The following is a 26,140-nucleotide window of genomic DNA, read 5'->3' as shown; positions in this document are numbered from 1 at the left end:
GGATCGCTCAGGCCGAACCAGTTCTGCATCAGGTGCACACGCAGCATCGTCTGCACCGGATACGGCCGCCGTCCGCGTCCGGCCACCGGGTAGAAAGGCACGATCACCTTCAGCAGCGAATCCCAGGGAACGACCCTGTCCATCTCGGCGAGGAACACCTCGCGCCGGGTCGTCTTCTTCCTGGCAGCGTATTCCGCGTCGCCGAAGCTCATCTGGTCCATCGATCGCGCCCTTGTCCGCTTCGCGCAATCTCAACACACTTCGGGCGACTTGTTCAGACCTTCCTTAGGCCATGGCAACAAGACGAACGGCGATATGCCCTATGTCACTGATGAAGAGCAGCAAGCGGCAGAAAATGATGCGACGGAAAGGGTGCGCGAGCATATTGACCAAACACCTATGGACGAGGAAATAAGATGAGCTATCTCTTCGGCAGAATCGAAACCAGCTTCCTTGTCTGCGGTTTGCTATTGGTGGTCGCCATTACCGCGTGTTCAAACGGGAAGCGACACCATGAATCGATAGGCGAAGTCTATTCTTACGTTTTGCTTTCTACTGGCATCGAAGATGAGCGAGAGCACGCCGACTATTGGCTCACCCTCGATACCCGCAGAGGGATCGCCAGCTGGGGTGGTCACGCTCAAAGTCGGTTGGCGTCGTGTGATGAGGACACACGCTTCACTTGTTTCTTGTCCGATCGCCTCTCATTCGCGGTTCCCGAGGGAGAAATAAGCGTCGGGGAATCCTGGGAAGTGGAAGGGCGGTCTTTCGAAGCTATTCGAACCGAGGAGTTCAGGCTACTTGGTCATGCCCTGCCGGTCGTCATCATCGCCGGCGGTCGTGGCGCCGCGGATACGCGTAACCGTCACTACGTGTTCTCTTCCGAATTCGGGTTGTTGGCAATCTTCCAGTACAAGGAAGGCGGCGAGACCCATAGCATCTTCTTGTCGAGATCCGCTGTCGGCTTCGGCAGGTAGCGCGTCGAGGCCAGTTGGGCTAACGTCCCCCCGTCGGTCCTGGACTCCCATGCTCTCGCAGCCCCGTCTCCAGACCCGCAGTCGACCTGCGCCGTACAGCCGCGCGGGTTTCCTGATGGTCTCAGCGTGTCCGCCGTGGAAGCCTCGCCGACTCCCCCACTGACAAGGAGCGTGCGATGCGTGTGTTGGCCTGTGACGGGATCCACGAGGACGGCCTGGCGATGTTCCGCGCCGCCGGCTGGGACGTGGAATCCAGCGAAGCGATCAAGGATCCGGCGAAGCTCGCCGCGAAGCTGAAGGACGTCGACGCGCTGCTGGTGCGCTCGGCGACGAGTGTCGGCGCCGAGGCGATCGCCGACGCGCCGCGGCTGAAGGTGATCGGCCGCGCCGGCGCCGGCGTCGACACCATCGACGTCGAGGCCGCGACCGCGAAGGGCATCGCGGTGATGAACGCGCCCGACGGCAACACCCTCGCCGCCGCCGAGCACGCGCTGAGCCTGCTGTTCGCGCTCGCGCGTCACGTGCCGCGCGCCGATGCCGGCATGAAGGCCGGCGAATGGCCGAAGGCCGGCCTGACCGGCTTCGAGCTCGAGGGCAAGAAGCTCGGCGTGATCGGCCTGGGCCGCATCGGCGCCACGGTCGCGCGCAAGGCGCAGGGCATCGGCATGGACGTCGCCGCGCACGATCCGTTCCTGCCCGCGAGCGCCGCCGGCAAGGGCAGCGTGCCGCTGATGACGCTCGACGCGCTGTTGGCGTGGGCCGACGTCATCACCCTGCACATCCCGCGCACGAAGGACACCACGAACCTGCTCGACGAGACGCGGCTGCGGGCGATGAAGCCCGGCGGATTCCTCGTCAACGCCGCCCGCGGCGGCCTCGTCGACGAGGCGGCGCTGCTGCGCGCGCTCGACGACGGCCACCTCGCCGGCGCGGCGCTCGACACCTTCGCGACCGAGCCGCTGCCGAAGGACTCGCCGCTGCGCGGGCACCCGAAGCTGATCCTGACGCCGCACCTGGGCGCCAGCACCGGCGAGGCGCAGCAGGCGGTGAGCACGATCCTGGCGCGGCAGATCATCGACTTCGTCGCCACCGGCGCGGTCGCCGGCTGCGTCAACCTGCCGCCGCTGACCCCGGAAACCGCGCGCGAGGTCGGGCCGTGGATGCCGTTGATGGGCGCGCTGGGCAAGCTCGCCGCGAAGCTGGTGCCGGCGCCGCAGACGCTGCAGGTGACCTACGCGGGGCGCACCGACGGCCTCGACACGCGGCCGCTGACGCGCCTGCTCGTCGCCGCGCTGCTCGGCTCCGCCAGCGGCCGCGTGACCCCGGTCAACGCGCTGCAGCAGGCCGCCGCGCGCGGGCTGGAAGTGGCGGAGACGCTCGGCGGCGACGGCGACGGTTTCGACCGCTTGCTGAAGCTGCGCGTCGAAGGCGCCGACGGCGTTCGCGAGATCGAGGCGACCCTGCACCGCGGTCCGCGCGTCGTGCGCCTGGACGGCGTCGAACTCGACTTCGATCCGCTCGCGCACATCCTGCTGATGCGCAACGAAGACCGGCCGGGCGTGATCGGCCTGGTCGGTTCGCACCTCGGCGCCGCCGGCATCAACATCGTCAACTTCTCGCTCGGCGCCACCGGCGACGGCGGCGCGATCGCCGCGATCACCGTCGACCGCGAGGTGCCGGCGGCGCAACTGGCCTCGCTGCGCGGGATTCCCGGCATCCGTTCGATGGAGCAGGTCTGATGCGCGTCCTGCTCGCCCGCCACGGGGAGACGCCGTGGAATGCCGAAGGCCGCTACCAGGGCCAGCGCGACATCGCGCTGTCGCCGGTCGGCGAAGCGCAGGCACGCCAGCTCGGCGAGCGCCTGCGCGAGGTCGCGATCACCCGTGCCGTCGCGTCACCGCTGTCGCGGGCGCGGCGCACGGCCGAACTCGCGCTCGGGGAGGCGCGCGCCGGCCTGCTCGGTGTCGATGCCGGCCTGCAGGAGATCGGTCATGGCGACTGGGAAGGCCTGCTCGCCAGCGAGATCCGCGCGCGCGATCCGGAGCGGCTGCGCGCCTGGCGCGAGGCGCCCGAGACCGTGCAGATGCCGGGCGAGGGCGGCGAGTCGATCGGCGTGGTGCTGGAGCGCGCCTGGCCGGCCTTCGCCCGCGCCACCGAGGGCCTGGGCGCCGACGACACCCTGCTGGTCGTCGCCCACGACGCCGTCAATCGCGTGCTGCTGTGCCGTGTGCTCGGCCTGCCGCTGGCGCGACTCTGGAGCTTCCGCCAGGCGCCGACGACGCTGAACCTGCTCGAAGGCCCTTCGGTCGACGCGCTCGAGGTCGTGCGCCTGAACGACTGCGCCCACCACACCGCGCTGTTCGGCGAGGCCGTGCACCGCGCCCTCTGACCCACCCCTGTAGGAGCGCCTTCAGGCGCGATGCTTCTCGCCGATGGCGACCTTCGCGGCGCAGAGGAAAGGAATCGCGCCTGAAGGCGCTCCTACGGCAACGGCGGGTCAGCCGGTCGGGGCCGGATCGCCGGGGTCGGTGTTCTCGAGCAGGTCGGCATCGGCCGGCGGCGCGTCGGGGGCGCCGGCGTTGGCCCGCTTGCGCAGCGCCTTCTCCGCTTCCTTCTCGGCCTTCTTCTTCTGCTTGGCGAGTTCGCGCTGGCGCTTCTCGAACGAATAATTCGGCTTGGCCAAAGGGGGATTTCCGGCATTGGGGGAGGCGTGCAGGTTACCTCAGCGCCGGCGGCGCCGTTCGCTGCGCCTGCGCGCTGCCGACACCAGGAACGGCCGCGGCGGCGGTCGCAGCCGCATGCGCTAGCCGCTCGGCGCCTCGTCGCCCGGCGCCGTGCCCGGATCGGGCTCGGCATCCGGTGGCGGCGCCTCAGGCGAGTCCGGGTTCGCGCGCTGGCGCACCTCCTTCCCGGCTTCGCTTTCGTGCGGGAGGCCGGCGTCCGGTCTGCGGTTCGGGTCGTGTCGGTTCACGGCGCTCTCCTACGGCCAGTGGTCGCCGAAGACTCCCCGACCGCCGCGCGTGGCCGCGTGAACACCAGCGCCCCGGTACGCCCGCGCAGACCAACTACCTCGTACCTCGTACGAACTACGAACTCGACATCAGGCCGCGCGCCGCTTCCTGCGCTTTTTCGCCCGCGAATCCGCTGCCGGCTTCGCCGCCGCTGCCGCCTTCGCCCGCAGCGGCTCGTTGCCGTGGCGCAGGAAGGCGTGCACACCGGTGGCGGCGAGCAGCGCCAGCACCAGCGCTCCGAGCAGGCTCGATCCCGGCGGCACCAGCCAGGGACCGCACCACAAGCCGGCCAGCAACAGCGCCGGGCCGAGCACCCCGGCCTCGGTGCGGTTCACCGCCAGCCGCCCGTCGCGCAGGCGGTTGCGCGGCAGCCGGGCCAGGACGCGTGGTCCAATGATCGCGAGGATCAGCAGCACCGCACCGGCGGCGGCGAAGAGGAGCGGGAGCAGGAGACGGGTCATGCCGGCATCGTCACGGCGGGGGGCGTTCCGGTCAACCAGAGCGAGTAACGAGTGGAGAGTAACGAGCAACGAGTGGATGCCCGCGCGTGCCGCGCGAGTGGCGAGTCGCGGCGCAGCCGCTCTTACTCGTTGCTCGTTACTCTCCACTCGTTACTCGCCCCAGTGATAATCCGCCGATGGATTCGAGAACCCTCACCGCCTGGCTGGCACACCAGCAACAGCAGCACCCCCAGACCATTGCGCTCGGGCTCGCGCGCATCGGCGAAGTCGCTGCGCGGCTCGGGCTGGGGCGGCCGGCGCGGCAGGTGATCACGGTCGGCGGCACCAACGGCAAGGGCTCGACGGTCGCCTTCATCGACGCAATCGCGCGCGCCGCCGGGCTGCGCGTCGGCGCCTACACCTCGCCGCATCTGCGCCGCTACAACGAGCGCGTGCGCATCGACGGTGCCGAGGCCGACGACGCGGCGCTGGTCGCCGCCTTCGCGGCGATCGAGGCGGCGCGCGCCGACATTCCGCTGACCTATTTCGAATACGGCACGCTGGCGGCGCTGCGCCTGTTCGAGGCAGCCGACCTCGACCTGGCGATCCTCGAGGTCGGCCTCGGCGGGCGCCTGGATGCGACCAACCTCGTCGACGCCGATGTCGCGGTGGTCACCACCGTCGACCTCGACCACCAGGACTGGCTCGGCGACGACCGCGAGGCGATCGGCGCCGAGAAGGCCGGCATCCTGCGTGCCGGCAAGCCCTGCGTGCTGGCCGAACGCGACCCGCCGTCGTCGCTGCTGCGCCGTGCCTACGCGCTCGGCGCCTACGCGATCCGGGGGTTCTCCGATTACCTGATCGACGACCTCGGCGACGGCCGCTGGCGCTGGCGCGAGCCCGGCTGGTCGATCGAGCTGCCGTCGCCGCGGCTGGCGGCGCCGTCGCAGCGGCAGAACGCCGCCGCCGCGATCGCCGCGCTGCGCGCCCTCGACCTGCCGTTGCCGGGCGGGGTGGTCCCCGACGCCGCGATCGTCGAAGGCGTGCGCGGCGCCCAGGTGCCCGGACGCCTGCAGCGGCTGGCGGCGCCGCCGGGGCAGGCCGAAACCGTCGTCGACGTCGCCCACAACCCGCAGGCCGCGCGCGAACTGGCGGCCTGGCTCGCGGCGAATCCCCGGCGCACCGTCGCGGTGTTCGCGGCCTTGGCCGACAAGGACATCGCCGGGATCGTCGCGCCGCTGGCGCCGCATATCGCCGAATGGTTCACCGCCGCGATCACCGATGCCGGCCCGCGCGGCCTCGACGGTGGCGCGATGCTGGCGCGGCTGCAGGCCGCCGCGGCCGCGGCCGGCGTCGATGTGAAGGCCGTCGCCTGCGCACGCCTGGCCGACGCCCGCGCCGCCGCCGCGGCGGCCGCCGGGCCGGCCGACCGGGTGCTGGTGTTCGGCTCCTTCCACACGGTGGCTGAAGCACTGGCCGGGACGTGAACCGGTCGGCGTATCGTCCCGGGTTATCATTCCGGCACCTCCCCGGCCGGACACCCCCTCGATGGATTCCGCCCTGAAACAGCGTCTGATCGGCGCCGCCGTGCTGGTGGCGCTGGCCGTGATCTTCCTGCCGATGCTGCTCAAGGGAGGCGACCCGGACCAGGCCGACGCCGCGCGCATTCCACTCGACGCGCCGGCGGCGCCGGAAGCGGGCTTCCAGACCCGGGAACTGCCGCTCGTGACCCCCGGCGACGTGCCCGCGGGTGGTGTCACCGGCCCCGATCGCGCGGCCGCCGGCGCCGGTGACCCGGATGCGATCGTCACCGTCGACCAGGACGGCAGCGCCGCCCCGCGGATCGACGAACTGCCGATGGCCGAGGACGATGGTGGCCCGCTGACCGCGATCGACCCGGCGACCGGCGAGCCGATCGCGAGCGCGCCGGCCACGCCCGCCACGGCCGCGCCGGCGCCTGCCACGCCGGCTCCGGCGCCGGCCGCGCCGACGCCGACCCCGACGCCAGCCGCCGCCGAACCGCTGCCCGCGAGCACCGCCGGCGGCCGCTACGCCGTCAACGTCGGTGCCTTCGCCAACCTCGACAACGCCCGGGCGCTCGCCGGTCGCCTGCGTGGCCAGGGCCTGCCGGTGATCAGCGAGGACATCCGCATCGACGGCAAGCCGGCGCTGCGCCTGCGCGTCGGTCCTTACGCCGAGCGCGTGGCCGCCGAACAGGCGCGGCTGCGCGTGCAGGGCGTCAGTGGCTCGCCGGCTTCGGTGATCGCACTGGACGCGGCGGCGTCGGCGGCGTCGGCGGCGCCGGCACCGGCGGCTGCCGCGCCGGCGCCGGCGAGCCCGGCACCGCGCCCGGCGGCGACGGCCGAGGTCGGCTTCGCGGTTCAGCTCGGCGCCTTCCGCAGCGAGGCCGATGCCGATGCGGTGCGCGAACGCGCCCGCGGCGCCGGCTTCGTCGCCTTCGTGCAGCGGGTCACGAGCAGCAACGGCCCGGTCTGGCGCGTGCGCGTCGGCCCGGAAGCCGACCGCGCGACCGCCGAGCGTCGCCGCGACGAGGTGATCGCCCGCCTCGGCGGCGAGGCGATCGTCGTGTCCCACCCCTGAGCGGCGCGATGAACTGGGCGGACTACGCACTGCTGACCGTACTGCTGGTGTCGATGGGCTTCGGCCTGTGGCGCGGCTTCATCGTCGAGGTGTTGTCGCTGACCGTGTGGGTCGCGGCGTTCTGGCTGACGATCGGCTTCGGCAGCGAGGTCGCGGCGATGCTGACCGGCATCGAGTCGCCGTCGGCACGGCAGTTCGTCGGCCACGCCGGCGTGTTCCTCGCGACCCTGGTCGGCGGCGGCCTGCTGGTGTGGGCGATCGGCAAGGTGATCGCCAGCAGCGGCCTGTCGGCGACCGACCGCCTGCTCGGCGTCGGCTTCGGCCTGGTGCGCGGGCTCGTGCTGGTCTGCGTCGCGGTGCTGCTGCTGGGCTTCACGCCGGTGCCGCAGGAAGACTGGTGGGCGCAATCGCGGCTGCTGCCCGAGGCCCGGCGCGGCGCCGACTGGATGATCACTTTCCTGCCGGCGGATACCGCGCGGCTGCTCGATTTCGGTGGCGACGACGTCCTGGCGATGCCGGGCGGCGGCGCGCTGCCGGTGCCGGCCGACGTGCCGGCCGATGCCCTACCGCCGGCGGTGGAAGCCGGCGATCCCGCTCCGGAGAACTGAAATCATGTGCGGCATCATCGGAATCGCCGGCGCCAGCGACGTCGCCGCGGCCCTCTACGACGGCCTGACGGTGCTCCAGCACCGTGGCCAGGACGCCGCCGGCATCGCCACGATGGACGGCCACCGGCTGCGCCTGCACAAGGGCAACGGCCTGGTGAAGGAAGTCTTCGACGCGCCGGCGATGGAACTGCTGACCGGCCGCGTCGGCATCGGCCACTGCCGCTATCCGACCGCCGGCTCCGAGGGCAGCGACGAGGCGCAGCCGTTCTACGTGAACTCGCCCTACGGCATCGCGCTGGCGCACAACGGCAACCTGATCAACACCGACGCGCTGCGCCGCCTCGTGTTCGAGCAGGACCGCCGCAACGTCAACACCGAGTCCGACTCCGAGGTGCTGCTGAACGTGTTCGCGCACGAGCTGCAGGCGCAGGGTGAGCTGAGCCCGGCCGCGGCGATCCGCGCGGTGCAGGGCGTGCACCGCCGCTGCGCCGGCGGCTACGCGGTCGTGTGCATGGTGATGGGCCTGGGCCTGGTCGCGTTCCGCGACCCCAACGGCATCCGCCCCCTCGTCCTCGGCAAGCGCGAACCCCCCGCTTCTGTAGGAGCGCCTTCAGGCGCGATGCCTTCCGCCGGCACGGCGATCGCGCCTGAAGGCGCTCCTACAGGCAAAGGGATCGCGCCTGAAGGCGCTCCTACAGAAGCGGGGGGGCGGACGGAGTGGGCGGTGGCGTCGGAGTCGGTGGCGCTCGACGTGCTCGGCTTCGTGCGCGAGCGCGACGTGCTGCCCGGCGAGGCGGTGGTGATCGGCGACGACGGCAGCCTGCACACCCAGGTCGTCGCCGAGGCGCGGCCGAGCACGCCGTGCATCTTCGAATACGTGTACTTCGCCCGCCCGGACTCGATGATCGAGAACATCTCGGTGCACAAGGCACGCATGCGCATGGGCGTGACGCTGGGTCAGAAGATCCTGCGCCTGCGCCCCGACCACGACATCGACGTGGTGATCCCGATTCCCGACACCTCGCGCGACGCCGCGCTGGAGATCGCCAACGTGCTCGGCGTGAAGTACCGCGAGGGCTTCGTCAAGAACCGCTACGTCGGCCGCACCTTCATCATGCCGGGGCAGGGCGAGCGCAGGCGTTCGGTGCGCCGCAAGCTCAACACGATCCCGCTGGAATTCCGCAACCGCGTCGTGCTGCTGGTCGACGATTCGATCGTGCGCGGCACGACCAGCCAGCAGATCGTGCAGATGGCCCGCGACGCCGGCGCCCGCAAGGTGTATCTCGCGTCGGCGGCGCCGCCGGTGCGCTACCCGAACATCTACGGCATCGACATGCCCTCGGCCGAGGAACTGGTCGCGCACGGCCGCAGCGAGGAAGAGATCGAGAAGCTGCTCGGCTGCGACTGGCTGGTCTACCAGGACCTGGCCGACCTCGAGGCGGCGGTCGCCGGGCCGAAGTTCCCGGGCCGCCAGTTCGACAGTTCCTGCTTCAGCGGCGAATACGTCACCGGCGTCGAGCCGGGCTACTTCGAGCGCGTGCAGCAGCTGCGCAGCGACGACGCCAAGCGCAAGCGGCGCGGGGCGTGACAGTACGTATCAGGAACGCAGATTTCGCAGATTCGGGGGATAAAGGCGGATGTTCGAACGCCGCTTCTTCCGTCCCGATGAATCCGCTGTGATCTGCGTGCATCTGCGTGATCTGTGTTCCTTTCGACAAGCTTCCACGGATGAAACTGTTCGACGGCATCGCTGACTGCCTGGCCGAGCGGGAGCCTGCGGCGAAGGTCGCGGCGACGCGGGCGCTGGTGGCGGCGTTCGCGCGCGGTGGGCTGGACGTCGATGGCGATGCGCCGGAGCCGGCGGCGATCGGGATTCCGGGGCGGCCGGAGCGGCCGCTGCTGGTGCATCCGCGCGACGTGCCACGGCGCGGGCTCGGCAGCGTCGAGGGCCGCGCGGCCTTCCTGCACGCGATCGCGCACATCGAGTTCAACGCGATCAATCTCGCGCTCGATGCCGCCTACCGCTTTCGCGAGCTCCCGCGCGAGTTCGTCGCCGACTGGCTGCAGGTCGCCGACGACGAGGCACGGCACTTCGCGATGATCACCGCGCGCCTGCGCGAACTCGGCTTCGCCTACGGCGATTTCGCCGCCCACGACGGGCTGTGGGAGATGGCGATGAAGACCGCGCAATGCGACCGCGCGCGCATGGCCCTGGTGCCGCGCGTGCTGGAGGCGCGCGGGCTGGACGTGACGCCGGGCATGATCGCCCGCCTTCGCGACGTCGGCGACGAGGCCTCGGCGCGCATCCTCGAGACCATCCTGCGCGAGGAAGTCGCCCACGTCGCCGCCGGCAGCCGCTGGTTCCACTGGTGCTGCGAACGCGACGGCCTGGCGCCGGGCCGCGAGTTCATCCGCCTCGTGCGCGAGGTCGCCGGCGCCAGTGTGCGGCCGCCGTTCAACCGCGAGGCGCGGCTGGCGGCGGGGTTCGGGGTGGAGGAACTGGCGCGGCTCGAGACGCTGGACCAGGAGGCAGGGGTAGGAGGTAAGGGATAAGAAGTAAGAAGTAAGAAGTAAGAAGTAAGAGGTAGTGAAGCAGGGGGCGCGCGAGCGCGGCATGCGCGGCACTCCCACCTCGCGCGAAGCGCGGGCTCCGCTGTACTACCTCTTACCTCCTGGCTGCTACCTCTGCCTCGTGGCCGTATGCTGCGATCGCGGCTGAAGCCGCTCCTACAGGGTGCACAGGGGACTGCGCATGACGATCTTCCGCAACATCCTCGCGATCGTGCTCGGCCTCGTCGCCGGGGTGCGGCGTAGTTCGTCGTTCATTTGAGTTCGATGATCAGGTTCCTCGTCGCCGCCGCGCCGGTGTTCACGGTGTCGTGGGTGATCGGGTCGCCCCAGTGCACGGCGCCGCTCTCGAAGCGGACGGGCACGGGCCGGCCATCGACGCCGATGTTCTGGCCTTCGACGGGAGCGAGGAAGACCACCAGGTGCTCGCCGTGGCGGTGCACGCCGGTGCGCTCGCCGGGGGCGACGTTCACCTCGAGCACGCGCACGCGCGCGTTCTCGAACACGACCTTCGCGCGGCCGCCGGCGACTTCGACGAGGTCGAGGCCGTCGCGTTCCGGCTCTTCCCAGGGCGGCAGGCAGGCGGCCGCAGGCAGTGGCGTGGCGACGCTGGTGAGCAGCAGGAACGGCAGGACTTTCATGGCGATTCCCCTTCGGCCGGCCCGGCGCCGGCGGCGGCGCGCGGCCTCGCGCGTCGTCCGGGGCAACGCGGCGGCGGCGCGGCAGCGGTCGCCTCGGCGATAATCGGGCCACCGAACCCGCCGGAGATCCGGATGAAGCCCTGGTTGCCTCTCGCCGTGCTCGCCTTCTCCCTGGCCGCCTGCACGCAGGCGCCGCCCGATCCCGCCTTCGACGAGGCGGCCGGGAACCGGCTGCTGCTCGACTACGACAGCGCCCGCGAGGACGGCGACTGGGAACTGGCCGAGTACCATGCCGACGAACTGCGGAGGAAACACGGCGAGACCCGCGCCGCGGCGACGATGCGGCAGACCCTGGCCGACGTGCAGGCGAAGGCCGAGGTCGAGCGCGAGCAGCGCCGCCTGCGCGACGCCTGGGACTACCAGCGCAATCCGGTCGAGGGCGGCGGCGTGCAGGTCACCGCGGCGCTCGACAGCCGCGTCGGCCATGACCCGGAATCGGAGACGCCGCCGCCGATCCCCGATGCCCGCCTGATTTTCCGCCGGCATCCGTCCTGGGGCGACAGCGCCTACCTGGTGCTGGCGCAGAAGGAACTGAAATGCGGGCCGCCCTGCCGGCTGCGCATCCGTTTCGACGGCGGCGAGCCGCAGACCTACGCCGGCGATCCGGCCGACACCGGCACCGGCCCGGCCCTGTTCATCGTCGACCGCGACCGCTTCCTCGAGGCCCTCGACGCCGCCGGGCGCGTGCGCATCGAACTGCCGGCCAGCGGCCACCTGACGCCGTCCTTCGAGTTCGAGGTCGGCGGTTTCGACAAGCAGCGTCACCTGCGCGACTGAAGGAGTAGACGATGAACGCGATGGTGCGATGGCTGCTCGTGCTGGCCCTGCTGCTGCCGGGCGTGGCCGCGGCGACGGCGCAGGAAGGCGACCGGATCCGGCTCGACGGCAAGGAGTTCTGGCTGCAGACCGAGCCGCTGGAAGAATGGATCAAGGCGCAGGGCTGGCGGCCGCCGGAGGCGGCGATGATCTCCTCGTCCAACTGGCGCGGCTACATCGCCGAATGGACCGTGGAGGAGGGCCAGCTGGTGCTCGTCGACGCCTGGATCCGCGTTCGCGGCCGCTCGGAAGAGTTTTCGATGCAGCAACAAAGCATCCGCGAGGACCTGTTCCCGGCGATGCCGCGGGTCGTCGCCGACTGGTATTCCGGCGCGATCCTGATCCCCGATGGCGAGCTGGTGGACTACGTGCACCTGGGCTACGGCTCGACCTTCGACCACTACCAGCTGCTGATCGTCGAGCACGGCCGCGTCGTCGAGTACCTGTCGCTCGACCGCGCCGCCTTCGAGGCCTACCGTGAGGAACGCTTCGCCGCCTTCTCGCGCAGCGCCGCCTTCGCCGAGGTCTGGACGCGCTTCGGGGACCAGGACTGGACGGACGAAGAGAAGCTCGACTTCATCCGCGCGTTCTACGCCGAGCAATACCTGTCGTACCGGGAAGAGAACCCATGAGTGGATTGCCCCCCTGCCCGCAGTGCGGGTCCGGATACAGCTACGAGGACGGGGCGATGCTCGTCTGTCCGGAATGCGCGCACGAGTGGTCGCCGCAGGCCGCCGCCGAAACGGAAGACGCCGCGACGGTCGTGCGCGACGCCTTCGGCAACGTGCTCGCCGACGGCGACACCGTGACGCTGGTGAAGGACCTGAAGATCAAGGGCTCGTCGTCGGTGGTGAAGGTCGGCACCAAGGTGCGCAACATCCGCCTCGTCGACGGCGACCACGATATCGACTGCAGGATCGACGGCTTCGGCCCGATGCAGCTGAAGTCGGAGTTCGTGCGCAAGGCCTGAAGCGGCGCGCGCCGACCGGCGCGGCCAGCGGCTACACCGGCAGCCGGCTCAGCGAGAAGCCGTCGGCGTCGGCATGCAGCACCGAGCCCTGTTCGTACCAGTCGCCGAGCACGATGCGCAGCGCCGGCCGGCCGCCGACCTCGAGCGGGAACAGGCCGGGGCGGTGGGTGTGGCCGTGGATCAGCCGCGAAACACCGTGACGCGCCATCGTGTCCGCGACCGTTGCCGGGGTGACGTCGGTGATCGTCTCCATCCCCGCCTGCGCCTGGTGCGCGGCGCTGGCGGCGCGCGCCTGCGCCGCGAAGGCCTGCCGGGCCGGCAGCGGCTGGGCGAGGAACTGTGCCTGCCAGGCCGGATCGCGCACCTGGCGGCGGAAAGCCTGGTAGGCGAGGTCGTCGCTGCACAGCAGGTCGCCGTGCATCAGCAGGGTCGGCTGCCCGTACAGGTCGATCACGCAGGGGTCGGGCAGCAGGCGGGCGCCGCTGCGTTCGGCGAAACCCTGGCCGTAGAGGAAATCGCGGTTGCCGCGCATCAGCCACACCGGCACGCCGGCGTCGACCAAGTCGCGCAGGGCCGCGCAAACGCTGGCGCCGGGCTCGCCGGGGTCGTCGTCACCGACCCAGGCCTCGAACAGGTCGCCGAGGATGTACAGGGCCTCGGCGGGGCGGGCGTCGCTGGCGAGCAGGCCGAGGAAGGCCGCGGTGATCGCCGGGCGCGACGGATCCAGATGCAGGTCGGAGACGAACAGCGTGCTCACGGCACCGTCTCCCCTGCGGCGGCGGGTGCACGTGCGGCGTCGTCGCTGCCGGGCGGCGGCAGCACCTGCACGCGTTCGATGATCACCGGCGTCACCGGCACCCAGCCGGTGAACGGCGCCTTCGCCGCGGTCGGCACCGCGGCGATGCGCTCGATCACGTCCATACCGAGCACCACCCGTCCGAACACCGCATAGCCGCCGGTATAGGGCGTGTCGCCGGCGCGGCGGTCGAACTGCGGGTTGTCGGCGAGGTTGATGAAGAACTGTGCGGTCGCCGAATCCGCGGCACCCCGCTCCCGCGCCGCCGCCAGCGTGCCGCGGCGGTTGCCGAGACCGTTGTCGGCCTCGCTCGGCACCGGCGCCCGCGTCGGCTTCTGCTGCAGGTCGGGGGTGAAGCCCCCGGCCTGCACCAGCAGCCCCGGCACCACCCGGTGGAAGATCGTGCCGTTGTAGTGACCGTCGCGCGCATAGGCCAGGAAGTTCTCGACCGTCTTCGGCGCCGCCACCGGATCCAGCTCGACCACGATCTCCCCGAGATTCGTCACCAGCATCACCCGCGGTGGCGGGGCAGGGGTCGAGACGGCGTCCTCTGCAGCGACCTGCGCCGGCACCGGCGTCGGCGTCGCGAAGGCGGGCAGCATGAATAGCCCGGCGAGCAGGGTGAGGATGCGGAGCAGCACGGGGATTCCGGCGGGGACGACCCGGAAATCCTAACAGCGGAGTTCGTAGTTCGTACGAGGTACGAGGTAGTGCAGAAGCCGCTAAAATGCGCGGCTTCCCGGAGATCTCCATGACCCGCACCCGCTTCGCCCCCAGCCCCACCGGCTTCCTGCACATCGGCGGCGCCCGCACCGCCCTGTACTGCTGGCTGGAGGCCCGCCGCCAGGGCGGCCAGTTCATCCTGCGGATCGAGGACACCGACCGCGAGCGCAGCACCCAGGCGGCGATCGACGCGATCCTGGAGGCGATGGACTGGCTGGGCCTCGATTACGACGAGGGCCCGGTCTACCAGACCGACCGCCTCGAGCGTTACCGCGAGGTCGCCGAACGCCTGGTCGCCGAGGGCAAGGCCTACTACGCCTACGAGACGAAGGAAGAACTGGAGGCGATGCGCGAGGCGGCGCTCGCGGCGAAGGAGAAGCCGCGCTACAACGGCGCCTACCGCGACCGCGGCGAGCCCTGGCGCGACGACCCGAACCGCGTCATCCGGTTCAGGAACCCGATCGGCGGCACGGTGGTGTTCGACGACCTGATCAAGGGCCGCATCGAGTGGAGCAACGACGAGCTCGACGATCTGGTGATCTTCCGCAGCGACGGCTGGCCGACCTACAACTTCGCGGTGGTCGTCGACGATCTCGACATGGGCATCACCGAGGTGATCCGCGGCGACGACCACGTCAACAACACCCCGCGCCAGATCAACATCTACGAGGCGCTCGGCGCGCCGGTGCCGCGTTTCGCGCACATGCCGATGATCCTCGACCCCGAAGGCGCCAAGCTGAGCAAGCGCCACGGCGCCGCCAACGTCATGAACTACCGTGACGAGGGCTACCTGCCGCATGCGCTGGTGAACTACCTCGCACGCCTGGGCTGGAGCCACGGCGACCAGGAGATCTTCAGCGTCGACGAGCTGAAGTCGCTGTTCGCGATCACCGACGTCAACCAGAAGGCCTCGCGTCTCGACCCGGCCAAGCTCGGCTGGCTCAACCAGCATTACCTGAAGACCGATGATCCGCAGGCGGTCGCCGCGCATTTCGTGCCGCAGCTGCAGGCCGCCGGCTACGACCTCGCGAACGGCCCGGATCCGGCCGACGTCGTGATCGCCCTGCGCGACCGCGTGCAGACGCTGAAGGAAATGGCCGAAAAGGCCGCGGTCTGGTACCGCCCGCTGACGGATTACGACGCCGCGGCCTGCGCGAAGCACCTGGTCGAGGCGGCGCGGGCGCCGCTGACCACGGTCCGCGCAAAGCTCGCGGCGCTGGAGACATGGACGGTGGAAGCCGTGCACGAGGCCCTGCAGGCCACCGCTGGCGAACTCGGCATCGGCCTCGGCAAGATCGCGCAGCCGCTGCGCGTCGCGATCACCGGCACCCAGGTCAGCCCGTCGATCGACCACACCGTCTACCTGACCGGCCGCGACGAGGCCCTGCGCCGCATCGATGCCGCGCTGTCGCGGCTCGCATGACGGACGGTTTTCGGCGACGCTAGCGGCATGAGCGAACGTCGCCGCACCGCCGCCGCCGATTCCCCGGCCTGCACCGATCCCGCGCACCACGTGCACGGGGCCGGCGCCTACCTGCAGGCGGTGGAGCGCGCCTGCGCCGAACGCGGCGTGCGCCTGACCCCGCTGCGGGCGCAGGTGCTCGGCCTGATCGCCGCCGCCGGCAAGCCGGTCAAGGCCTACGACCTGCTCGACCGGATGAAGGACGAGAACGGTTCGAGCGCGCCGCCGACGGTCTACCGGGCGCTGGACTTCCTGCTCGAGCAGGGCTTCATCCACCGACTGGCGTCGATCAACGCCTTCGTCGGCTGCCACCATCCGGACGTGCGCCATTCCGTGCCGTTCCTGATCTGCGACCGCTGCGCGAATGCGGTGGAACTGGAGGACGAGGCGATCCCGGCGATGCTCGACCGCGAAGCGCGCGCCCTCGGCTTCTCGCCGCGCGCGCAGACGCTGGAAGTGCACGGACTGTGCGCCGCATGCGCCGCAGCCTGAGGCCGCGGCGGCCGGTGCCCGGACGCGTCGCCGCCGCACTGGCGGCATTGCTGCTCGGCGCGACCGCGGCGGCGCAGGATTTCCCGCTCGAGCGTCCGCGCGTGCTCGACCCGACCGGCCGCGACACCGAACTGCCGCCGGGGCTCGCGCGTCCCGACCTGCTGGCGCCGGAAACACCGCCGGAACAGCTGGTGACGCCGCTGGCGATCCTCGACCGCGTGGTCGTGCCCGGCACCCGCGTGTCGCTGGAATGGCGGCCGGGCGGCGGCATCAGCAATGCCGAGATCCCGAGCCCGGTGGTGGTGACCCGTGGCGCTTTGCCGGGGCCGGTACTCTGCCTGATCGGCGGCGTGCACGGCGACGAGATCAACGGTGTCGAGATCGTGCGCCGGGTCGCGCACGCGGTCGACCCGAGCCGGCTGTCGGGCACGGTGATCGGCGTGCCGATCGTCAACGTGTTCGGCTACTCGCGCGGCACCCGCTATCTGCCCGATCGCCGCGACCTCAACCGCAGTTTCCCCGGCAGCCGCCACGGCAGCATCGCCGCGCGCATCGCCAATGCCTTCTTCACCGACATCGTCCGCCACTGCGACATGCTCGTGGACTTCCACACCGGCAGTTTCGACCGCAGCAACCTGCCGCAGGTGCGCGCCGACCTCACCGACGAGCGGGTGATCGAATTCAGCCGCGGCTTCGGCGCCACGGTCGTGCTGCACAGCCCCGGGGCGAAGGGCATGTTGCGCACCGCGGCGACCCAGATCGGCATCCCGGCGGTCACCTTCGAGGTCGGTGCGCCGCTGCGCCTGGAGCCCGCCGAGATCGCGCAGGCGGTGGCCGCCATCGACCGGCTGATGCTCAAGCTCGGCATGCTGCCGGCGCCCGATGCCGACACCGTGCACGTGCTCGCCAATGCCACGCCGTCGGTCGAGCCTGCGCCGATCTTCCTCGACTCGCGCTGGATCCGCGCGAATTCCGCCGGCCTGCTGATCAGCGAGGTCGAACTCGGCCAGCGGGTGATCGCCGGCCAGCGCCTCGGCCGCGTGATCGATCCGGTGACCAATACCGAGCGCTACATCCTCGCGCCGGTCGCCGGCCGCGTGATCGGCATGGCCCAGAACCAGGCCGTGCTGCCCGGCTACGCCGCCTACAACCTCGGCACCGAGACCAGCGAACAGCGCGCGGTGGAAGAAGCCGCGAGCGCGCCGGCGACGCCGGCGCCGGAAGATGCCGAGGATCCGGAAGCGCGGCCGGAAGCCGCCGACTACGACTGACCCCCGTTCCTCTTCCCCCCCCTCCCGCCCCACCCCCCGTAGGAGCGGCTTCAGCCGCGATCACTGTCGGGATCGCGTGGTTGCCGCGTTGCCGCGAGGGGCGAGTGATCGCGGCTGAAGCCGCTCCTACAGGGGGGGGCCTGCAGCGGGTTAGAAGAGCACGCGCACGCCGATTTCCACATTGCGTCCGGGCAGCGGCGCGTAGTCCTTCAGGAACGAGGTGTGCACGCGCGCGTCGGCGTTGCCGAGGTTGCGGGCCTCGACGAAGACCTCCCAGCCGAGGTCGCCGACGTCGTGGTGCCAGGCGGCGCCGGTGTCGATCAGCGTGTAACCGGGCGTGGGGGATTCGCCGGGAGCGACCTCGTCCTGGGCGTGTACGCGCAGCGCGCCGAGGCGGGCACGCCAGGGCCCGCGTCGCCATTCGAGGTCGGCGCCGACCCGCCCGGGCGCGATGCGCGGCAGCCGTTCGCCGTTCGCGAGGCGGGCGCGCACGCCGTCGGCGAACACCCGCAGTTCCCACAGACCACTGGCGACATCCGCGAGCTCGAAGCGCGCTTCCGCTTCCCAGCCGGCGAAGCGGGCGTCGGCCTGCGCCCACAGGCGCTCGGGCAGGCCGTCGATCTCGCGGCCGCCGTCGCGCAGGTGGATGAAATCGTCGAACTGCGTGCGGTAGACGGCGATCGTCGCCTCGTGGCGCGGGCCGTGCAGGTGCAGCGACAGTTCGGCGCTGCGCGCGATCTCGTTGCGCAGCCCCGGGTCGCCACGCTCCCAGCTGCCGGTGGCGACGTGCGCGCCGGCGGCGTAGAGCTCTTCGGCGGCCGGCGCGCGTTCGGCGCGGTCGAGGTTCAGGCCGAGGTGCACCGCGTCGCTGAACTTCCACAGGCCACCGAGTGCGAGGCTGCCGGCGTGGCGGTCGAGCGCCGGCAGGGCGCCGTCGGGATCGATGCGCACGTGTTCGTGGCGGCCGCCGACCTCGAGCTTGAAGCGGCCGAAGTCGCGTTCCTGCATCACGAACAGGCCGAGGTCGCGTGAGCTCGACGCCGGCACGAAGGCCTCGTCGCCGATCGCCGCGAAGTCGCGTTCGCCGGCCTGCAGGCCGAAGGCGCCGCGCCAGCCGGCGATCGGCTGCTGCACCGCTTCCAGGCGCAGCTCGGTGCCGCGCGCCTCGAAACGGGTGCCGACCACGCCGTCCTCGATCTCGTTGTGGCGATAGTCGCCGCGGCTCAGGCGCCAGGCGAATTCCTGCAGCGGCCCGGCTTCGCGCACGCCGCCGCGCAGGTCCAGGCGCTGCTGGCGCAGGTCGATGCGCACCGCATGCGCCTCGTGATCGTGTTCGTCGTGGCCGGCGTCGTGATCGTCGTCGTCGTCCGGGTCGTGCGAATGCGCACCGGGCGGGATGCCGTAATCGCTGCGGTAGGTCGAAACCGCGGCACCGGCCCAGGCGCGTTCGCCGAACCAGCTGGCGCCTACCGCGCCGCCGTCGCTGGCGAGGCGGCTGTTCGGCAGCCGGCCGTGGGTGAAGTGATCCGGATCCTCGCCTTCGGCCAGCTCTTCCGCGATCCGCCCGGGCGACAGCGCATGACCGGGAATGCCGACATCGCCGGCGCTGCGGCGGAAGCCGTCGACGTGCCAGCTCAGTGCGCCGGCGTCGCCATCCAGGCGCAGCGCGCCGACGCCGAGGCCGGCGCCACTGCCGTAGCGGACCTCGGCGCGGCCGCCGACGGACAGGCCGAGCGGCGCGGTCGGCACCCGGCCGTCGACGACGTTCACCGCACCGCCGATCGCGGCGCTGCCGAACAGCAGCGAGGCCGGCCCCTTCAGCACTTCGATGCGGTCGGCGAGGAAGGGCTCGATCGCGACCGCGTGGTCGGCGCTGATCGTCGATGCGTCGAGGGCGCCGGTGCCGCCGTTGAGCACCTGCACGCGGGCGCCGTCCTGGCCGCGGATCACCGGTCGGCCGACGCCGGCGCCGAAGAACGAGGACTGCAGGCCGGGCAGGCGCGCGACCGTCTCGCCGATGCTGCCGGCACGACTCGCATCGAGTTCCTCGCCGGCGAGCACGCCGACCGGGCGCGCGACCGCGTCCAGGCGCTGCCGCAGCGGCGAGGCGTCGACTTCGATCGCGTCGAGCTCGACCGGGGTGTCGTGGCGGTGGTCGCCGCCTTCGCCGACGTCGTCGGCCCGGGCCGGCGGCGCCAGCAGCAGGGCGGTGGCGAGGGCGGCCGCGAGCGGCAGCGGCCGGGGCGGGGCAGAGAGGGGGCGGGAAGGGATTTCGAACATGCGGTGGCGAACGGTGCGGAGCAGAGCGCGATGTTATACAGTTACGCGCCTGAACGTTACTATGTTCCATAAGTCATCCGCGATGGACGCCTCCCCGATGCCCCACAAGCGCCTGCACCTGCCGCCCTGGGCGGACCGCCTCGGCGCGTTCGGCGCCTTCCTGTGCGCGCTGCACTGCGCACTGATTCCGGTCGCGCTGGCGCTGGTGCCGACCTTCGGTCTCGGGCTCGCCAGCTGGCATGGATTCGAGGCGACCTTCGTCGCGCTGGCGACGGTGCTCGCGGTGACCAGCCTGTATCTGGGATACCGGGGCCACCGCGCCTACCACGCCTGGCTGCTGGTCGGCCCCGGCCTGGCCCTGACCTGGGCCGGGCTGCTGTACCAGCCGCTGCACACCTCGGTGGTGCCGCATGCGGTGGCGATGGCCGTGGGTGGCGTGCTGATCGCGATCGCCCACCTGGTCAACCTGCGCCTGTCCTGGGGTCACTCGCACTGACCTTCTGGCCGCATCCGGGGCGCAGTGATAGGCTTGCCGCCCCTTATCGACACAAACACCGAGGAAGCATCATGGGCAGGGGCGACAAGAAGACCGCCAAGGGCAAGCGTTTCGCCAGCAGCCACGGCAACGCGCGCTCCACCGGCACCGCGAAGAAGGCGACCGCCGGCAAGGCCGCGCCGGCCGTGAAGGCGCCGGTCGCGAAGACCGCCGCGAAGAAGGCGCCGGCGAAGAAGGCTGCGGCGGCGAAGTAGTTCGTCTGCAGGTGGTCGCGAGGGCCCCGCTTCGGCGGGGCTTTTTGTTTTCGGGTTCGGATCGCGCCTGAAGGCGCTCCTACAGGGGGGGTGGCGGGGTGCCGCGGAGGCGGAGGGTGTGCAGCAGGGAGCCGCCGAGCCAGTAGCAGAGTTCCGCCGGGTGGGCGATGGACCACTCGGCGATGTCCGCCCGCTGGCCGAGGGCCAGGCGGCCGCGGTCGCGCAGGCCGAGCGCTGCGGCGGCGTGCACGGTGGCGCCGCGCAGGGCTTCCTCCGGCGTCAGGCGGAAATGGGTGCAGGCCAGCGCCATCGCCAGGCGCAGCGACTGCAGCGGCGCGGTGCCGGGATTGAGGTCGGTGGCGACGGCCATCGCGACGCCGTGCGCGCGCAGCGCGTCGAGCGGCGGCAGCTTCGTTTCGCGCAGCACGTGGAAGGCGCCGGGCAGCAGCACCGCGACGGTGCCGGCCCGCGCCATCGCCGTGACCGCTTCCCCGTTCGTCCACTCGATGTGGTCGGCGGAGAGGCCGGCGTAGTCGGCGACGATGCCGCCGCCGCCGAGGTCGCTGAGCTGGTCGGCGTGCAGCTTCACCGGCAGCCCGAGCGCGCGCGCGGCGTCGAACAGCCGCCGCGTCTGCGCCGGGCTGAAACCGATGCCCTCGCAGAAGGCGTCGACGGCGTCGACCAGGCCTTCGCCATGCAGGCGCGGCAGCCATTCGATCGCGGCGGCGATGTAATCGTCGGCGCGGCCGGCGTATTCCGGCGGCAGCGCATGCGCGGCGAGATAGGTCGTGCGCACGTCGAGACCGGTCTCGGCGCCGACCCGCCGTGCGACCCGAAGCATCTTCCGCTCGCTGTCGAAATCGAGGCCGTAGCCCGACTTGATCTCGACGGTGGCGACACCGTCGGCGCGCAATGCCAGCGCCCGCGGCAGCGCGGCGGCGAGCAGCGCCTCCTCGTCGGCGGCGCGGGTCGCGCGCACCGTCGACAGGATGCCGCCGCCCTCGCGGGCGATCGTCTCGTAGCTCACGCCCTGCAGCCGGCGTTCGAATTCCGGCGCGCGGTCGCCGGCGAAGACCAGGTGGGTGTGGCAGTCGACCAGCGCCGGGGTCAGCCAGCGACCGCCGGCGGATTCCACCGTGGTCGCCAGCGTGGCCGGATCACCCGGGAGTTCGTCACGGCGGCCGGCGAAGGCGATCACGCCGTCCTTCCATCCGATCGCGCCGTCGGCGATCGCGCCGTAGGCGCCGAGCTCCTCGCGCAGCGTCGCCAGCCGCGCGTCGAGCAGCAGGCCGTCCCAGCGCGGCGCGCTCACCGGATCGCCCCTTCGCGGCGCAGCGACCGCGGATCGAAACCGTAACGCGAGACGATCTCGTCGCTGTGCGCCCCCAGCCGCGGCGGCGGCAGCTCGCTGCGCGCCGGCGAGCGCGAGAGTTTCAGCGGGCTGCCGAGCATCGGCACGCCGTCGATCTCGAGGCGCATGCCGCGGGCGGCCGCGACCGGGTGCGCGATCGCTTCCGCGACCGAATTGATCGGCGCCGCCGGCACTCCGGCAGCGGCGAACAGCTCCAGCCAGTGCGCGCTCGGCTGCTGCGCGAACATCGCCTGCAGCAGGGCCACCAGCGCCTCGCGATTGGCGACCCGGGCGGCGTTGTTGCGGAAACGCGGATCCGCCGCGAGGTCGTCGCGGCCGAGGGCGGCGCAGGCCTGCAGCCACAGCTTCTCGGAAGCGATCGCGAGCACGAAGTCGGCGTCGGCGGCGCGGAAGGCCTGGTAAGGCACGATGCTGGCGTGCGCATTACCGAGCCGCGAGGCATCGGCACCGGTGAACAGCACGTTGCTGGCGACGTTGGCGAGCATCGCCAGCTGGCTGTCGAACAGCGACACGTCGATGCGCTGGCCGCGGCCGTCGCGGTGGCGCTGCAGCAGCGCGGCGAGGATCGCGGTGGCGGCGTTCTGCCCGGTCGCCAGGTCCGCGACCGCGACACCGACCTTGCTCGGCTCGCCGCCGGCGGCGCCGGTGATCGCCATCATCCCGGCCTCGGCCTGCACCACGTAGTCGTAGCCGGGGCGCAGCGCGTCCGGACCGTCGCGGCCGTAGCCGGAGATCGAGCAGTAGACCAGCCGCGGATTGATCGCGCGCACTTCGTCCCAGCCGACGCCGAGCGCTTCGGCGCCGCCGGTACGGTAGTTCTCCACCAGTACGTCGGCCTCGCGCAGCATCGCCTCGATCAGCGGCCGCGCCGCCGGCGCGCGCAGGTCGATCGCCAGCGAACGCTTGTTGCGGTTGCAGCAGGCGAAGTAGGCCGACATGCCGTCCTCCGGCCGGGTGCCGGCGAGGAAGGGCGGGCCGAGGCCGCGGGTGTCGTCGCCGTCGAAGGATTCGAGCTTGATGACGTCGGCGCCGAGGTCGGCCAGCATCATCCCGCACCACGGGCCGGCGAGGACCCGCGACAGTTCCAGTACGGTGATTCCGTCGAGGGCGCTCATCGCCGGGAAGTGTAAGCCGCCGCCCCCGGCGGCGCATGGGCGAAGCGCCGCCGTGCATGCGAAACTCGCCACATGGGCGAACCCGGCGATTTCCAGCATTTCGGGCCTGACGGCTGGAACGCCGCCGGCGCCGCCGCGCGCTGCCGCGGCTGGTCGGTGACCGGCATGCCGAACCTGCATTCGCACGCCTTCCAGCGCGCGATGGCGGGCCTGGCGGAACGGCAGACGCATCCCGAGGACAGTTTCTGGACCTGGCGCGAGCTGATGTACCGCTTCGCCGGCCGCATCAATCCGGACAGCCAGTACGCGGTCGCCGCGCAGTTGTACGCGGAGATGCTCGAGGCCGGCTTCACCAGCGTCTGCGAGTTCCACTACCTGCACCACCAGCCGGACGGTCGCCCCTACGACGACCACGGGGCGATGTCGAAGGCGCTGGTCGCCGCCGCGCGCGACACCGGCATGCGCCTGAGCCTGCTGCCGGTGCTGTACATGACCGGCGGTTTCGACGGCCGCCCGCTCGGCGAACGCCAGCGCCGTTTCGGGCATTCGCTGCAGGCCTACCAGTCGCTGATCGACGACCTCCGCCCGCTCGCCTCCGACACCCTCGCGATCGGCGTCGCCCTGCACAGCCTGCGCGCGGTGCCGCCGGGCGCGCTGCAGGAGCTGCTGGCCTGGATCGGCGACGCGGCGCTGCCGATCCACATCCACATCGCCGAGCAGATCGGCGAGGTGCAGGAATGCGAGGCCCTGCGCGGCGCCCGCCCGGTGGAGTGGCTGCTCGCGAACGCCGACGTCGACCGGCGCTGGTCGCTGGTGCACGCGACCCATCTGAACGCCGCGGAAGTGCAGGGCATCGCCGCCAGCGGCGCGACCGTGGCGATCTGCCCGACCACCGAAGCCAACCTCGGCGACGGCCTGTTCCCGCTGCGCGACTACCTCGCGGCCGGCGGCAGCTGGGGCATCGGCTCGGATTCGCACGTGTCGGTGTCGCCGGTCGAGGAATTGCGCTGGCTCGAATACGGCCAGCGCCTGGTCCAGCGCCGGCGCAACATCGCCGTCGGCGCGGCGGTGCCGAGCACCGGCGAATGCCTGTTCGGCGAAGCCCTGCGCGGCGGCCTGCGTGCCTGCGGCCAGGCCGGCGCGGCCGCCGACACCGTCGTGCTCGACGCCGACGCACCGGCGCTCGCGGGCGCGCGCGGCGACGATCTGCTCGACCGGCTGGTCTTCGCCGGCAACCGCTGTCTCGTCCGCGACGTCCATGTCGCCGGCCGACAGGTCGTCCGTGACGGCCGCCACCTCGATCGCGACCGCATCGCGCGCCGTTACGCCGACACCCTGCGCGCCCTGCTTGCCGACTAGGGTGCTCCGTGTCCAAAGCTTCCTGTATCCGCCGCCGCGTAAGCCGGTTTCGTCGGCGCCCCGCGGCGGTTCGTCGCAGGGGCCCTCAGCGTGGGGACGGCTGCGGCAGGCTGACAGCGTCCCGAGAGAGGAGGTTCCGACGATGCGCCGACGCCTGACGACGATGGTTCCCCTGGTATTCGCGCTGCTGGCCACCGCCGCGGCGCGTGCCGAACCGCCGGCGATGCCGGCCGGCGATGACCCGGCGCTGCGCGCACTGGTCGAGCAGCGGTTCGGCGGCGACCGCACCGGCGCCTGCGTCGCGGTCGCGGTGATCGCCGACGACGTCCGCACCGCCCACGTCTGTGCCGATCCGGCCGAGCAGGCGCGCATCGAGGGCGACGTCGCCTTCGAGATCGGCTCGGTCAGCAAGACGATGACCGCGGCCCTGCTGGCGCGCTGGATCGCCGCCGGCGAGGCCTCGCTCGACGAGCCGCTGTCGGCCTGGCTGCCGGGCACGAAAGTGCCGGAGTTCGAGGGCCAGCCGATCCTGCTGCGCCATGTCGTCACCCACACCAGCGGCCTGCCGGCACTGCCGGCGGGCGTGCCGATCCCGGACCCGGCGAATCCCTACGCGGCGATGGACGTCGACGGCCTGCTGAAGGCAATCGAGCACGCCGCGCTGACGCGCGCCCCGGGCACGACGATGGAGTACTCGAACTTCGCGTCGATGCTGCTCTCGATCGCGGTCGCGCGCCGCGCCGGCATGCCCTTCGACGCGCTGATGCGCGAAGAGTTGTTCACGCCGCTCGGCATGCGCACCGCCCACATCGGCGCGCCGCCGGCCGGCGTGCGCGCCGCGGTCGGGCATCTGCCGAACCGGCAGCCGACCTCGCCCTGGGATTTCGCGGCCGACGCCGCCGGCGTCGGCGGCGTGCGGGCGACGCTCGCCGACATGGTCGCCTACGTGCAGGCGCACCTCGGGCAGCGGCCCTCGGCGCTGGATCCGGCGCTGGCGCTGACCCGCGAGCCGGTGCCGACCGCTTCCGGCCGACCGATGGCGATGAACTGGATGCTCGGCCGGCTGCCCGGCGGCACCCTGCATGCGCACGAGGGCGGCACCGGCGGCTTCTCGTCGTTCGTCGGCTTCGATGTCGCCGCCGGCCGCGGCGTGGTCGTGCTGTCCGACACCGCGCTCACTTCCGTCGGCGGCCTGGCCAGCCTCGCGCTGCACCTCGTCGACCCGGAGCTGCCGCTCGGCCAGCCGCGCAAGCCGGCGACACCCCCGACCGAACTGCTCGACGCGCTCGCCGGCCGCTGGCGGCTGAGCGCGGGGCTGGCGGCGACGATCCGCCACGACGGCAGCCGGATGTTCATCCACCCGGACGGCCAGCCGGAGTTCGAACTCGGTTACGACAGCGCCGGCGACTTCCATCCGCTGGCCTTCGATGCGGTGCTGCGTCCGGTGCGCCAGCCCGGTGGCGGCTGGGGCTTCCAGTGGCAGCAGGGCGGCGCGGTGATGCCGGCCGAGCGTGTCGATCCCGCGGCAGCGAACGGTTCGGCGGGCGGCATCGCGGCCGACGCCGCTCCGACGGTGGCGGAGTTGCAGGCGTATGCGGGCGAGTACCCGCTGGCGCCACAGTTCGCGCTGACGGTGTTCGAACGCGACGGCCGCCTCTTCATCCAGGGCACCGGCCAGCAGGCGATCCCGGCCGAGCCCGCGGCGCGTGACGTGTTCGTCGTGCCGCAGGTCGGCGCCGAGTTCCGCTTCGAACGCGACGGCGACGGCCGGGTGACCGCGGTCACCCTGCTGCAGGGCGGCCAGGCGATGCGTGGCGAGCGGCGCTGA

At 71.8% G+C, this 26,140-nt stretch carries 29 protein-coding genes; 19 read left to right on the top strand and 10 right to left on the bottom strand.

What is annotated here, in order from left to right:
* The coding region (locus tag K311_RS0114535) for an IS5/IS1182 family transposase (protein WP_026817888.1) at nucleotides 1-221 on the bottom strand (221 nt) is incomplete at its 3' end.
* 49 nt (nucleotides 222-270) lie between these two features.
* On the opposite strand from K311_RS0114535, the gene K311_RS18660 reads away from it, so the two are divergent.
* From K311_RS18660 to K311_RS0114520, 4 genes are all read left to right on the top strand, one after another.
* Complete coding sequence (locus K311_RS18660; protein WP_161627325.1) at nucleotides 271-420, top strand: hypothetical protein; 150 nt, start codon at nucleotides 271-273, stop codon at nucleotides 418-420.
* A complete protein-coding gene (locus K311_RS18575) occupies nucleotides 417-977 on the top strand; it encodes a hypothetical protein (RefSeq protein ID WP_154659595.1) in 561 nt (186 codons plus the stop codon). Before K311_RS18660 ends, K311_RS18575 begins: the two co-directional genes overlap by 4 nt.
* Before the next feature lie 176 nt (nucleotides 978-1,153).
* Complete coding sequence (gene serA, locus K311_RS0114525; protein ID WP_026817886.1) at nucleotides 1,154-2,716, top strand: phosphoglycerate dehydrogenase; 1,563 nt, start codon at nucleotides 1,154-1,156, stop codon at nucleotides 2,714-2,716.
* On the top strand, nucleotides 2,716-3,366 hold the full coding sequence (locus K311_RS0114520) for a histidine phosphatase family protein (protein ID WP_026817885.1): 651 nt from the start codon (nucleotides 2,716-2,718) through the stop codon (nucleotides 3,364-3,366). Before serA ends, K311_RS0114520 begins: the two co-directional genes overlap by 1 nt.
* A 108-nt stretch (nucleotides 3,367-3,474) precedes the next feature.
* On the opposite strand, the gene K311_RS0114515 is transcribed toward K311_RS0114520, so the two are convergent.
* From K311_RS0114515 to K311_RS0114505, 3 genes are all read right to left on the bottom strand, one after another.
* A complete protein-coding gene (locus tag K311_RS0114515) occupies nucleotides 3,475-3,660 on the bottom strand; it encodes a hypothetical protein (protein WP_026817884.1) in 186 nt (61 codons plus the stop codon).
* A gap of 120 nt (nucleotides 3,661-3,780) precedes the next feature.
* Nucleotides 3,781-3,948 (bottom strand): hypothetical protein, encoded by a 168-nt coding sequence (locus K311_RS18570; protein ID WP_154659594.1) that lies wholly within the window; start codon nucleotides 3,946-3,948, stop codon nucleotides 3,781-3,783.
* A 129-nt stretch (nucleotides 3,949-4,077) separates the two neighbouring features.
* Nucleotides 4,078-4,449 carry a hypothetical protein gene (locus K311_RS0114505; protein ID WP_026817883.1) on the bottom strand — a complete coding sequence of 124 codons (372 nt, stop codon included), beginning with the start codon at nucleotides 4,447-4,449 and terminating at the stop codon, nucleotides 4,078-4,080.
* Between the two features lie 176 nt (nucleotides 4,450-4,625).
* Here K311_RS0114505 and folC point away from each other — a divergent pair, with 176 nt between their 5' ends.
* The 5 genes from folC (at nucleotide 4,626) to K311_RS0114480 (ending at nucleotide 10,190) form a co-directional block, all read left to right on the top strand.
* A complete protein-coding gene (folC, locus tag K311_RS0114500) occupies nucleotides 4,626-5,915 on the top strand; it encodes a bifunctional tetrahydrofolate synthase/dihydrofolate synthase (protein WP_026817882.1) in 1,290 nt (429 codons plus the stop codon).
* 61 nt (nucleotides 5,916-5,976) lie between these two features.
* Nucleotides 5,977-7,029, top strand: coding sequence for an SPOR domain-containing protein (locus K311_RS18935; protein WP_026817881.1), 1,053 nt, complete (start codon nucleotides 5,977-5,979; stop codon nucleotides 7,027-7,029).
* 8 nt (nucleotides 7,030-7,037) lie between these two features.
* Nucleotides 7,038-7,637 (top strand): CvpA family protein, encoded by a 600-nt coding sequence (locus tag K311_RS17295; protein WP_051240212.1) that lies wholly within the window; start codon nucleotides 7,038-7,040, stop codon nucleotides 7,635-7,637.
* 4 nt (nucleotides 7,638-7,641) lie between these two features.
* A complete protein-coding gene (locus K311_RS0114485) occupies nucleotides 7,642-9,225 on the top strand; it encodes an amidophosphoribosyltransferase (RefSeq protein WP_026817880.1) in 1,584 nt (527 codons plus the stop codon).
* Between the two features lie 140 nt (nucleotides 9,226-9,365).
* Nucleotides 9,366-10,190 carry a ferritin-like domain-containing protein gene (locus tag K311_RS0114480; RefSeq protein WP_026817879.1) on the top strand — a complete coding sequence of 275 codons (825 nt, stop codon included), beginning with the start codon at nucleotides 9,366-9,368 and terminating at the stop codon, nucleotides 10,188-10,190.
* Nucleotides 10,191-10,459: 269 nt separating this feature from the next.
* Here K311_RS0114480 and K311_RS17910 read toward each other — a convergent pair whose 3' ends face one another.
* The gene (locus tag K311_RS17910) at nucleotides 10,460-10,846 is read right to left on the bottom strand and encodes a cupin domain-containing protein (RefSeq protein WP_051240211.1); all 387 of its coding nucleotides are present in this window, start codon (nucleotides 10,844-10,846) and stop codon (nucleotides 10,460-10,462) included.
* Nucleotides 10,847-10,978: 132 nt separating this feature from the next.
* Between K311_RS17910 and K311_RS0114465 the strand changes: the two genes are divergently transcribed.
* The 3 genes from K311_RS0114465 to K311_RS0114455 are packed head-to-tail and all read left to right on the top strand — an operon-like array spanning nucleotide 10,979 to nucleotide 12,692.
* Complete coding sequence (locus tag K311_RS0114465) at nucleotides 10,979-11,683, top strand: hypothetical protein (RefSeq protein ID WP_026817878.1); 705 nt, start codon at nucleotides 10,979-10,981, stop codon at nucleotides 11,681-11,683.
* A gap of 11 nt (nucleotides 11,684-11,694) precedes the next feature.
* Nucleotides 11,695-12,354, top strand: a complete 660-nt coding sequence (locus K311_RS0114460; protein ID WP_154659593.1) for a hypothetical protein — start codon at nucleotides 11,695-11,697, stop codon at nucleotides 12,352-12,354.
* Nucleotides 12,351-12,692 (top strand): zinc ribbon domain-containing protein YjdM, encoded by a 342-nt coding sequence (locus K311_RS0114455; protein ID WP_026817876.1) that lies wholly within the window; start codon nucleotides 12,351-12,353, stop codon nucleotides 12,690-12,692. Before K311_RS0114460 ends, K311_RS0114455 begins: the two co-directional genes overlap by 4 nt.
* A 31-nt stretch (nucleotides 12,693-12,723) precedes the next feature.
* On the opposite strand, the gene lpxH is transcribed toward K311_RS0114455, so the two are convergent.
* Nucleotides 12,724-13,449, bottom strand: a complete 726-nt coding sequence (gene lpxH, locus K311_RS0114450) for a UDP-2,3-diacylglucosamine diphosphatase (protein ID WP_026817875.1) — start codon at nucleotides 13,447-13,449, stop codon at nucleotides 12,724-12,726.
* A complete protein-coding gene (locus tag K311_RS17285; RefSeq protein ID WP_211223673.1) occupies nucleotides 13,446-14,129 on the bottom strand; it encodes a peptidylprolyl isomerase in 684 nt (227 codons plus the stop codon). The genes lpxH and K311_RS17285 overlap by 4 nt, the downstream gene beginning before the upstream one ends.
* A 110-nt stretch (nucleotides 14,130-14,239) precedes the next feature.
* On the opposite strand from K311_RS17285, the gene gltX reads away from it, so the two are divergent.
* Genes gltX through K311_RS17280 form a run of 3 tightly spaced genes read left to right on the top strand, consistent with a single transcriptional unit; the run spans nucleotide 14,240 to nucleotide 17,436 of the window.
* A complete protein-coding gene (gltX, locus tag K311_RS0114440; RefSeq protein ID WP_026817874.1) occupies nucleotides 14,240-15,634 on the top strand; it encodes a glutamate--tRNA ligase in 1,395 nt (464 codons plus the stop codon).
* Nucleotides 15,635-15,661: 27 nt separating this feature from the next.
* Nucleotides 15,662-16,165 (top strand): transcriptional repressor, encoded by a 504-nt coding sequence (locus K311_RS0114435; protein WP_026817873.1) that lies wholly within the window; start codon nucleotides 15,662-15,664, stop codon nucleotides 16,163-16,165.
* Nucleotides 16,150-17,436: a succinylglutamate desuccinylase/aspartoacylase family protein gene (locus K311_RS17280; RefSeq protein ID WP_051240209.1), complete on the top strand. Its 1,287-nt coding sequence runs from the start codon at nucleotides 16,150-16,152 to the stop codon at nucleotides 17,434-17,436. Before K311_RS0114435 ends, K311_RS17280 begins: the two co-directional genes overlap by 16 nt.
* Before the next feature lie 150 nt (nucleotides 17,437-17,586).
* Here the strand turns inward: K311_RS17280 and K311_RS0114425 are convergent, their stop codons facing one another.
* Nucleotides 17,587-19,716 carry a TonB-dependent receptor gene (locus tag K311_RS0114425; protein ID WP_051240208.1) on the bottom strand — a complete coding sequence of 710 codons (2,130 nt, stop codon included), beginning with the start codon at nucleotides 19,714-19,716 and terminating at the stop codon, nucleotides 17,587-17,589.
* Nucleotides 19,717-19,813: 97 nt separating this feature from the next.
* Here K311_RS0114425 and K311_RS0114420 point away from each other — a divergent pair, with 97 nt between their 5' ends.
* Nucleotides 19,814-20,212 carry a MerC domain-containing protein gene (locus tag K311_RS0114420; protein WP_043798234.1) on the top strand — a complete coding sequence of 133 codons (399 nt, stop codon included), beginning with the start codon at nucleotides 19,814-19,816 and terminating at the stop codon, nucleotides 20,210-20,212.
* Between the two features lie 71 nt (nucleotides 20,213-20,283).
* On the top strand, nucleotides 20,284-20,466 hold the full coding sequence (locus K311_RS0114415) for a 30S ribosomal protein THX (protein WP_026817870.1): 183 nt from the start codon (nucleotides 20,284-20,286) through the stop codon (nucleotides 20,464-20,466).
* 79 nt (nucleotides 20,467-20,545) lie between these two features.
* Here K311_RS0114415 and hutI read toward each other — a convergent pair whose 3' ends face one another.
* Entirely contained in the window at nucleotides 20,546-21,778 is a 1,233-nt protein-coding gene (gene hutI / locus K311_RS17275) for an imidazolonepropionase (protein ID WP_043798207.1), read from the bottom strand.
* Nucleotides 21,775-22,953: a CaiB/BaiF CoA transferase family protein gene (locus K311_RS17270; protein ID WP_043798209.1), complete on the bottom strand. Its 1,179-nt coding sequence runs from the start codon at nucleotides 22,951-22,953 to the stop codon at nucleotides 21,775-21,777. Before K311_RS17270 ends, hutI begins: the two co-directional genes overlap by 4 nt.
* A 72-nt stretch (nucleotides 22,954-23,025) precedes the next feature.
* On the opposite strand from K311_RS17270, the gene K311_RS17265 reads away from it, so the two are divergent.
* Both K311_RS17265 and K311_RS0114395 read left to right on the top strand, forming a co-directional pair.
* Nucleotides 23,026-24,312 carry a formimidoylglutamate deiminase gene (locus K311_RS17265; RefSeq protein WP_081683488.1) on the top strand — a complete coding sequence of 429 codons (1,287 nt, stop codon included), beginning with the start codon at nucleotides 23,026-23,028 and terminating at the stop codon, nucleotides 24,310-24,312.
* Nucleotides 24,313-24,454: 142 nt separating this feature from the next.
* Nucleotides 24,455-26,140, top strand: a complete 1,686-nt coding sequence (locus tag K311_RS0114395; protein WP_026817869.1) for a serine hydrolase — start codon at nucleotides 24,455-24,457, stop codon at nucleotides 26,138-26,140.

Origin of the sequence: Arenimonas composti TR7-09 = DSM 18010, assembly GCF_000426365.1 — a bacterium.
Classification (GTDB): Bacteria; Pseudomonadota; Gammaproteobacteria; order Xanthomonadales; family Xanthomonadaceae; genus Arenimonas; species Arenimonas composti.
Note: the sequence above shows the minus strand (reverse complement) of the source record. Positions and strands in the feature narration are given on the sequence as shown.

Excerpts from the sequence above, each read along its gene's own strand:
- K311_RS18575 (WP_154659595.1), top strand. The coding sequence starts at position 417 with ATGAGCTATCTCTTCGGCAGAATCGAAACCAGCTTCCTTGTCTGCGGT.
- serA (WP_026817886.1), top strand. The coding sequence starts at position 1,154 with ATGCGTGTGTTGGCCTGTGACGGGATCCACGAGGACGGCCTGGCGATG.
- K311_RS0114520 (WP_026817885.1), top strand. The coding sequence starts at position 2,716 with ATGCGCGTCCTGCTCGCCCGCCACGGGGAGACGCCGTGGAATGCCGAA.
- K311_RS0114505 (WP_026817883.1), bottom strand. The coding sequence starts at position 4,449 with ATGACCCGTCTCCTGCTCCCGCTCCTCTTCGCCGCCGCCGGTGCGGTG.
- folC (WP_026817882.1), top strand. The coding sequence starts at position 4,626 with ATGGATTCGAGAACCCTCACCGCCTGGCTGGCACACCAGCAACAGCAG.
- K311_RS18935 (WP_026817881.1), top strand. The coding sequence starts at position 5,977 with ATGGATTCCGCCCTGAAACAGCGTCTGATCGGCGCCGCCGTGCTGGTG.
- K311_RS17295 (WP_051240212.1), top strand. The coding sequence starts at position 7,038 with ATGAACTGGGCGGACTACGCACTGCTGACCGTACTGCTGGTGTCGATG.
- K311_RS0114485 (WP_026817880.1), top strand. The coding sequence starts at position 7,642 with ATGTGCGGCATCATCGGAATCGCCGGCGCCAGCGACGTCGCCGCGGCC.
- K311_RS0114480 (WP_026817879.1), top strand. The coding sequence starts at position 9,366 with ATGAAACTGTTCGACGGCATCGCTGACTGCCTGGCCGAGCGGGAGCCT.
- K311_RS17910 (WP_051240211.1), bottom strand. The coding sequence starts at position 10,846 with ATGAAAGTCCTGCCGTTCCTGCTGCTCACCAGCGTCGCCACGCCACTG.
- K311_RS0114465 (WP_026817878.1), top strand. The coding sequence starts at position 10,979 with ATGAAGCCCTGGTTGCCTCTCGCCGTGCTCGCCTTCTCCCTGGCCGCC.
- K311_RS0114460 (WP_154659593.1), top strand. The coding sequence starts at position 11,695 with ATGAACGCGATGGTGCGATGGCTGCTCGTGCTGGCCCTGCTGCTGCCG.
- K311_RS0114455 (WP_026817876.1), top strand. The coding sequence starts at position 12,351 with ATGAGTGGATTGCCCCCCTGCCCGCAGTGCGGGTCCGGATACAGCTAC.
- gltX (WP_026817874.1), top strand. The coding sequence starts at position 14,240 with ATGACCCGCACCCGCTTCGCCCCCAGCCCCACCGGCTTCCTGCACATC.
- K311_RS0114435 (WP_026817873.1), top strand. The coding sequence starts at position 15,662 with ATGAGCGAACGTCGCCGCACCGCCGCCGCCGATTCCCCGGCCTGCACC.
- K311_RS17280 (WP_051240209.1), top strand. The coding sequence starts at position 16,150 with ATGCGCCGCAGCCTGAGGCCGCGGCGGCCGGTGCCCGGACGCGTCGCC.
- K311_RS0114425 (WP_051240208.1), bottom strand. The coding sequence starts at position 19,716 with ATGTTCGAAATCCCTTCCCGCCCCCTCTCTGCCCCGCCCCGGCCGCTG.
- K311_RS0114420 (WP_043798234.1), top strand. The coding sequence starts at position 19,814 with ATGCCCCACAAGCGCCTGCACCTGCCGCCCTGGGCGGACCGCCTCGGC.
- K311_RS0114415 (WP_026817870.1), top strand. The coding sequence starts at position 20,284 with ATGGGCAGGGGCGACAAGAAGACCGCCAAGGGCAAGCGTTTCGCCAGC.
- K311_RS17270 (WP_043798209.1), bottom strand. The coding sequence starts at position 22,953 with ATGAGCGCCCTCGACGGAATCACCGTACTGGAACTGTCGCGGGTCCTC.
- K311_RS17265 (WP_081683488.1), top strand. The coding sequence starts at position 23,026 with ATGGGCGAACCCGGCGATTTCCAGCATTTCGGGCCTGACGGCTGGAAC.
- K311_RS0114395 (WP_026817869.1), top strand. The coding sequence starts at position 24,455 with ATGCGCCGACGCCTGACGACGATGGTTCCCCTGGTATTCGCGCTGCTG.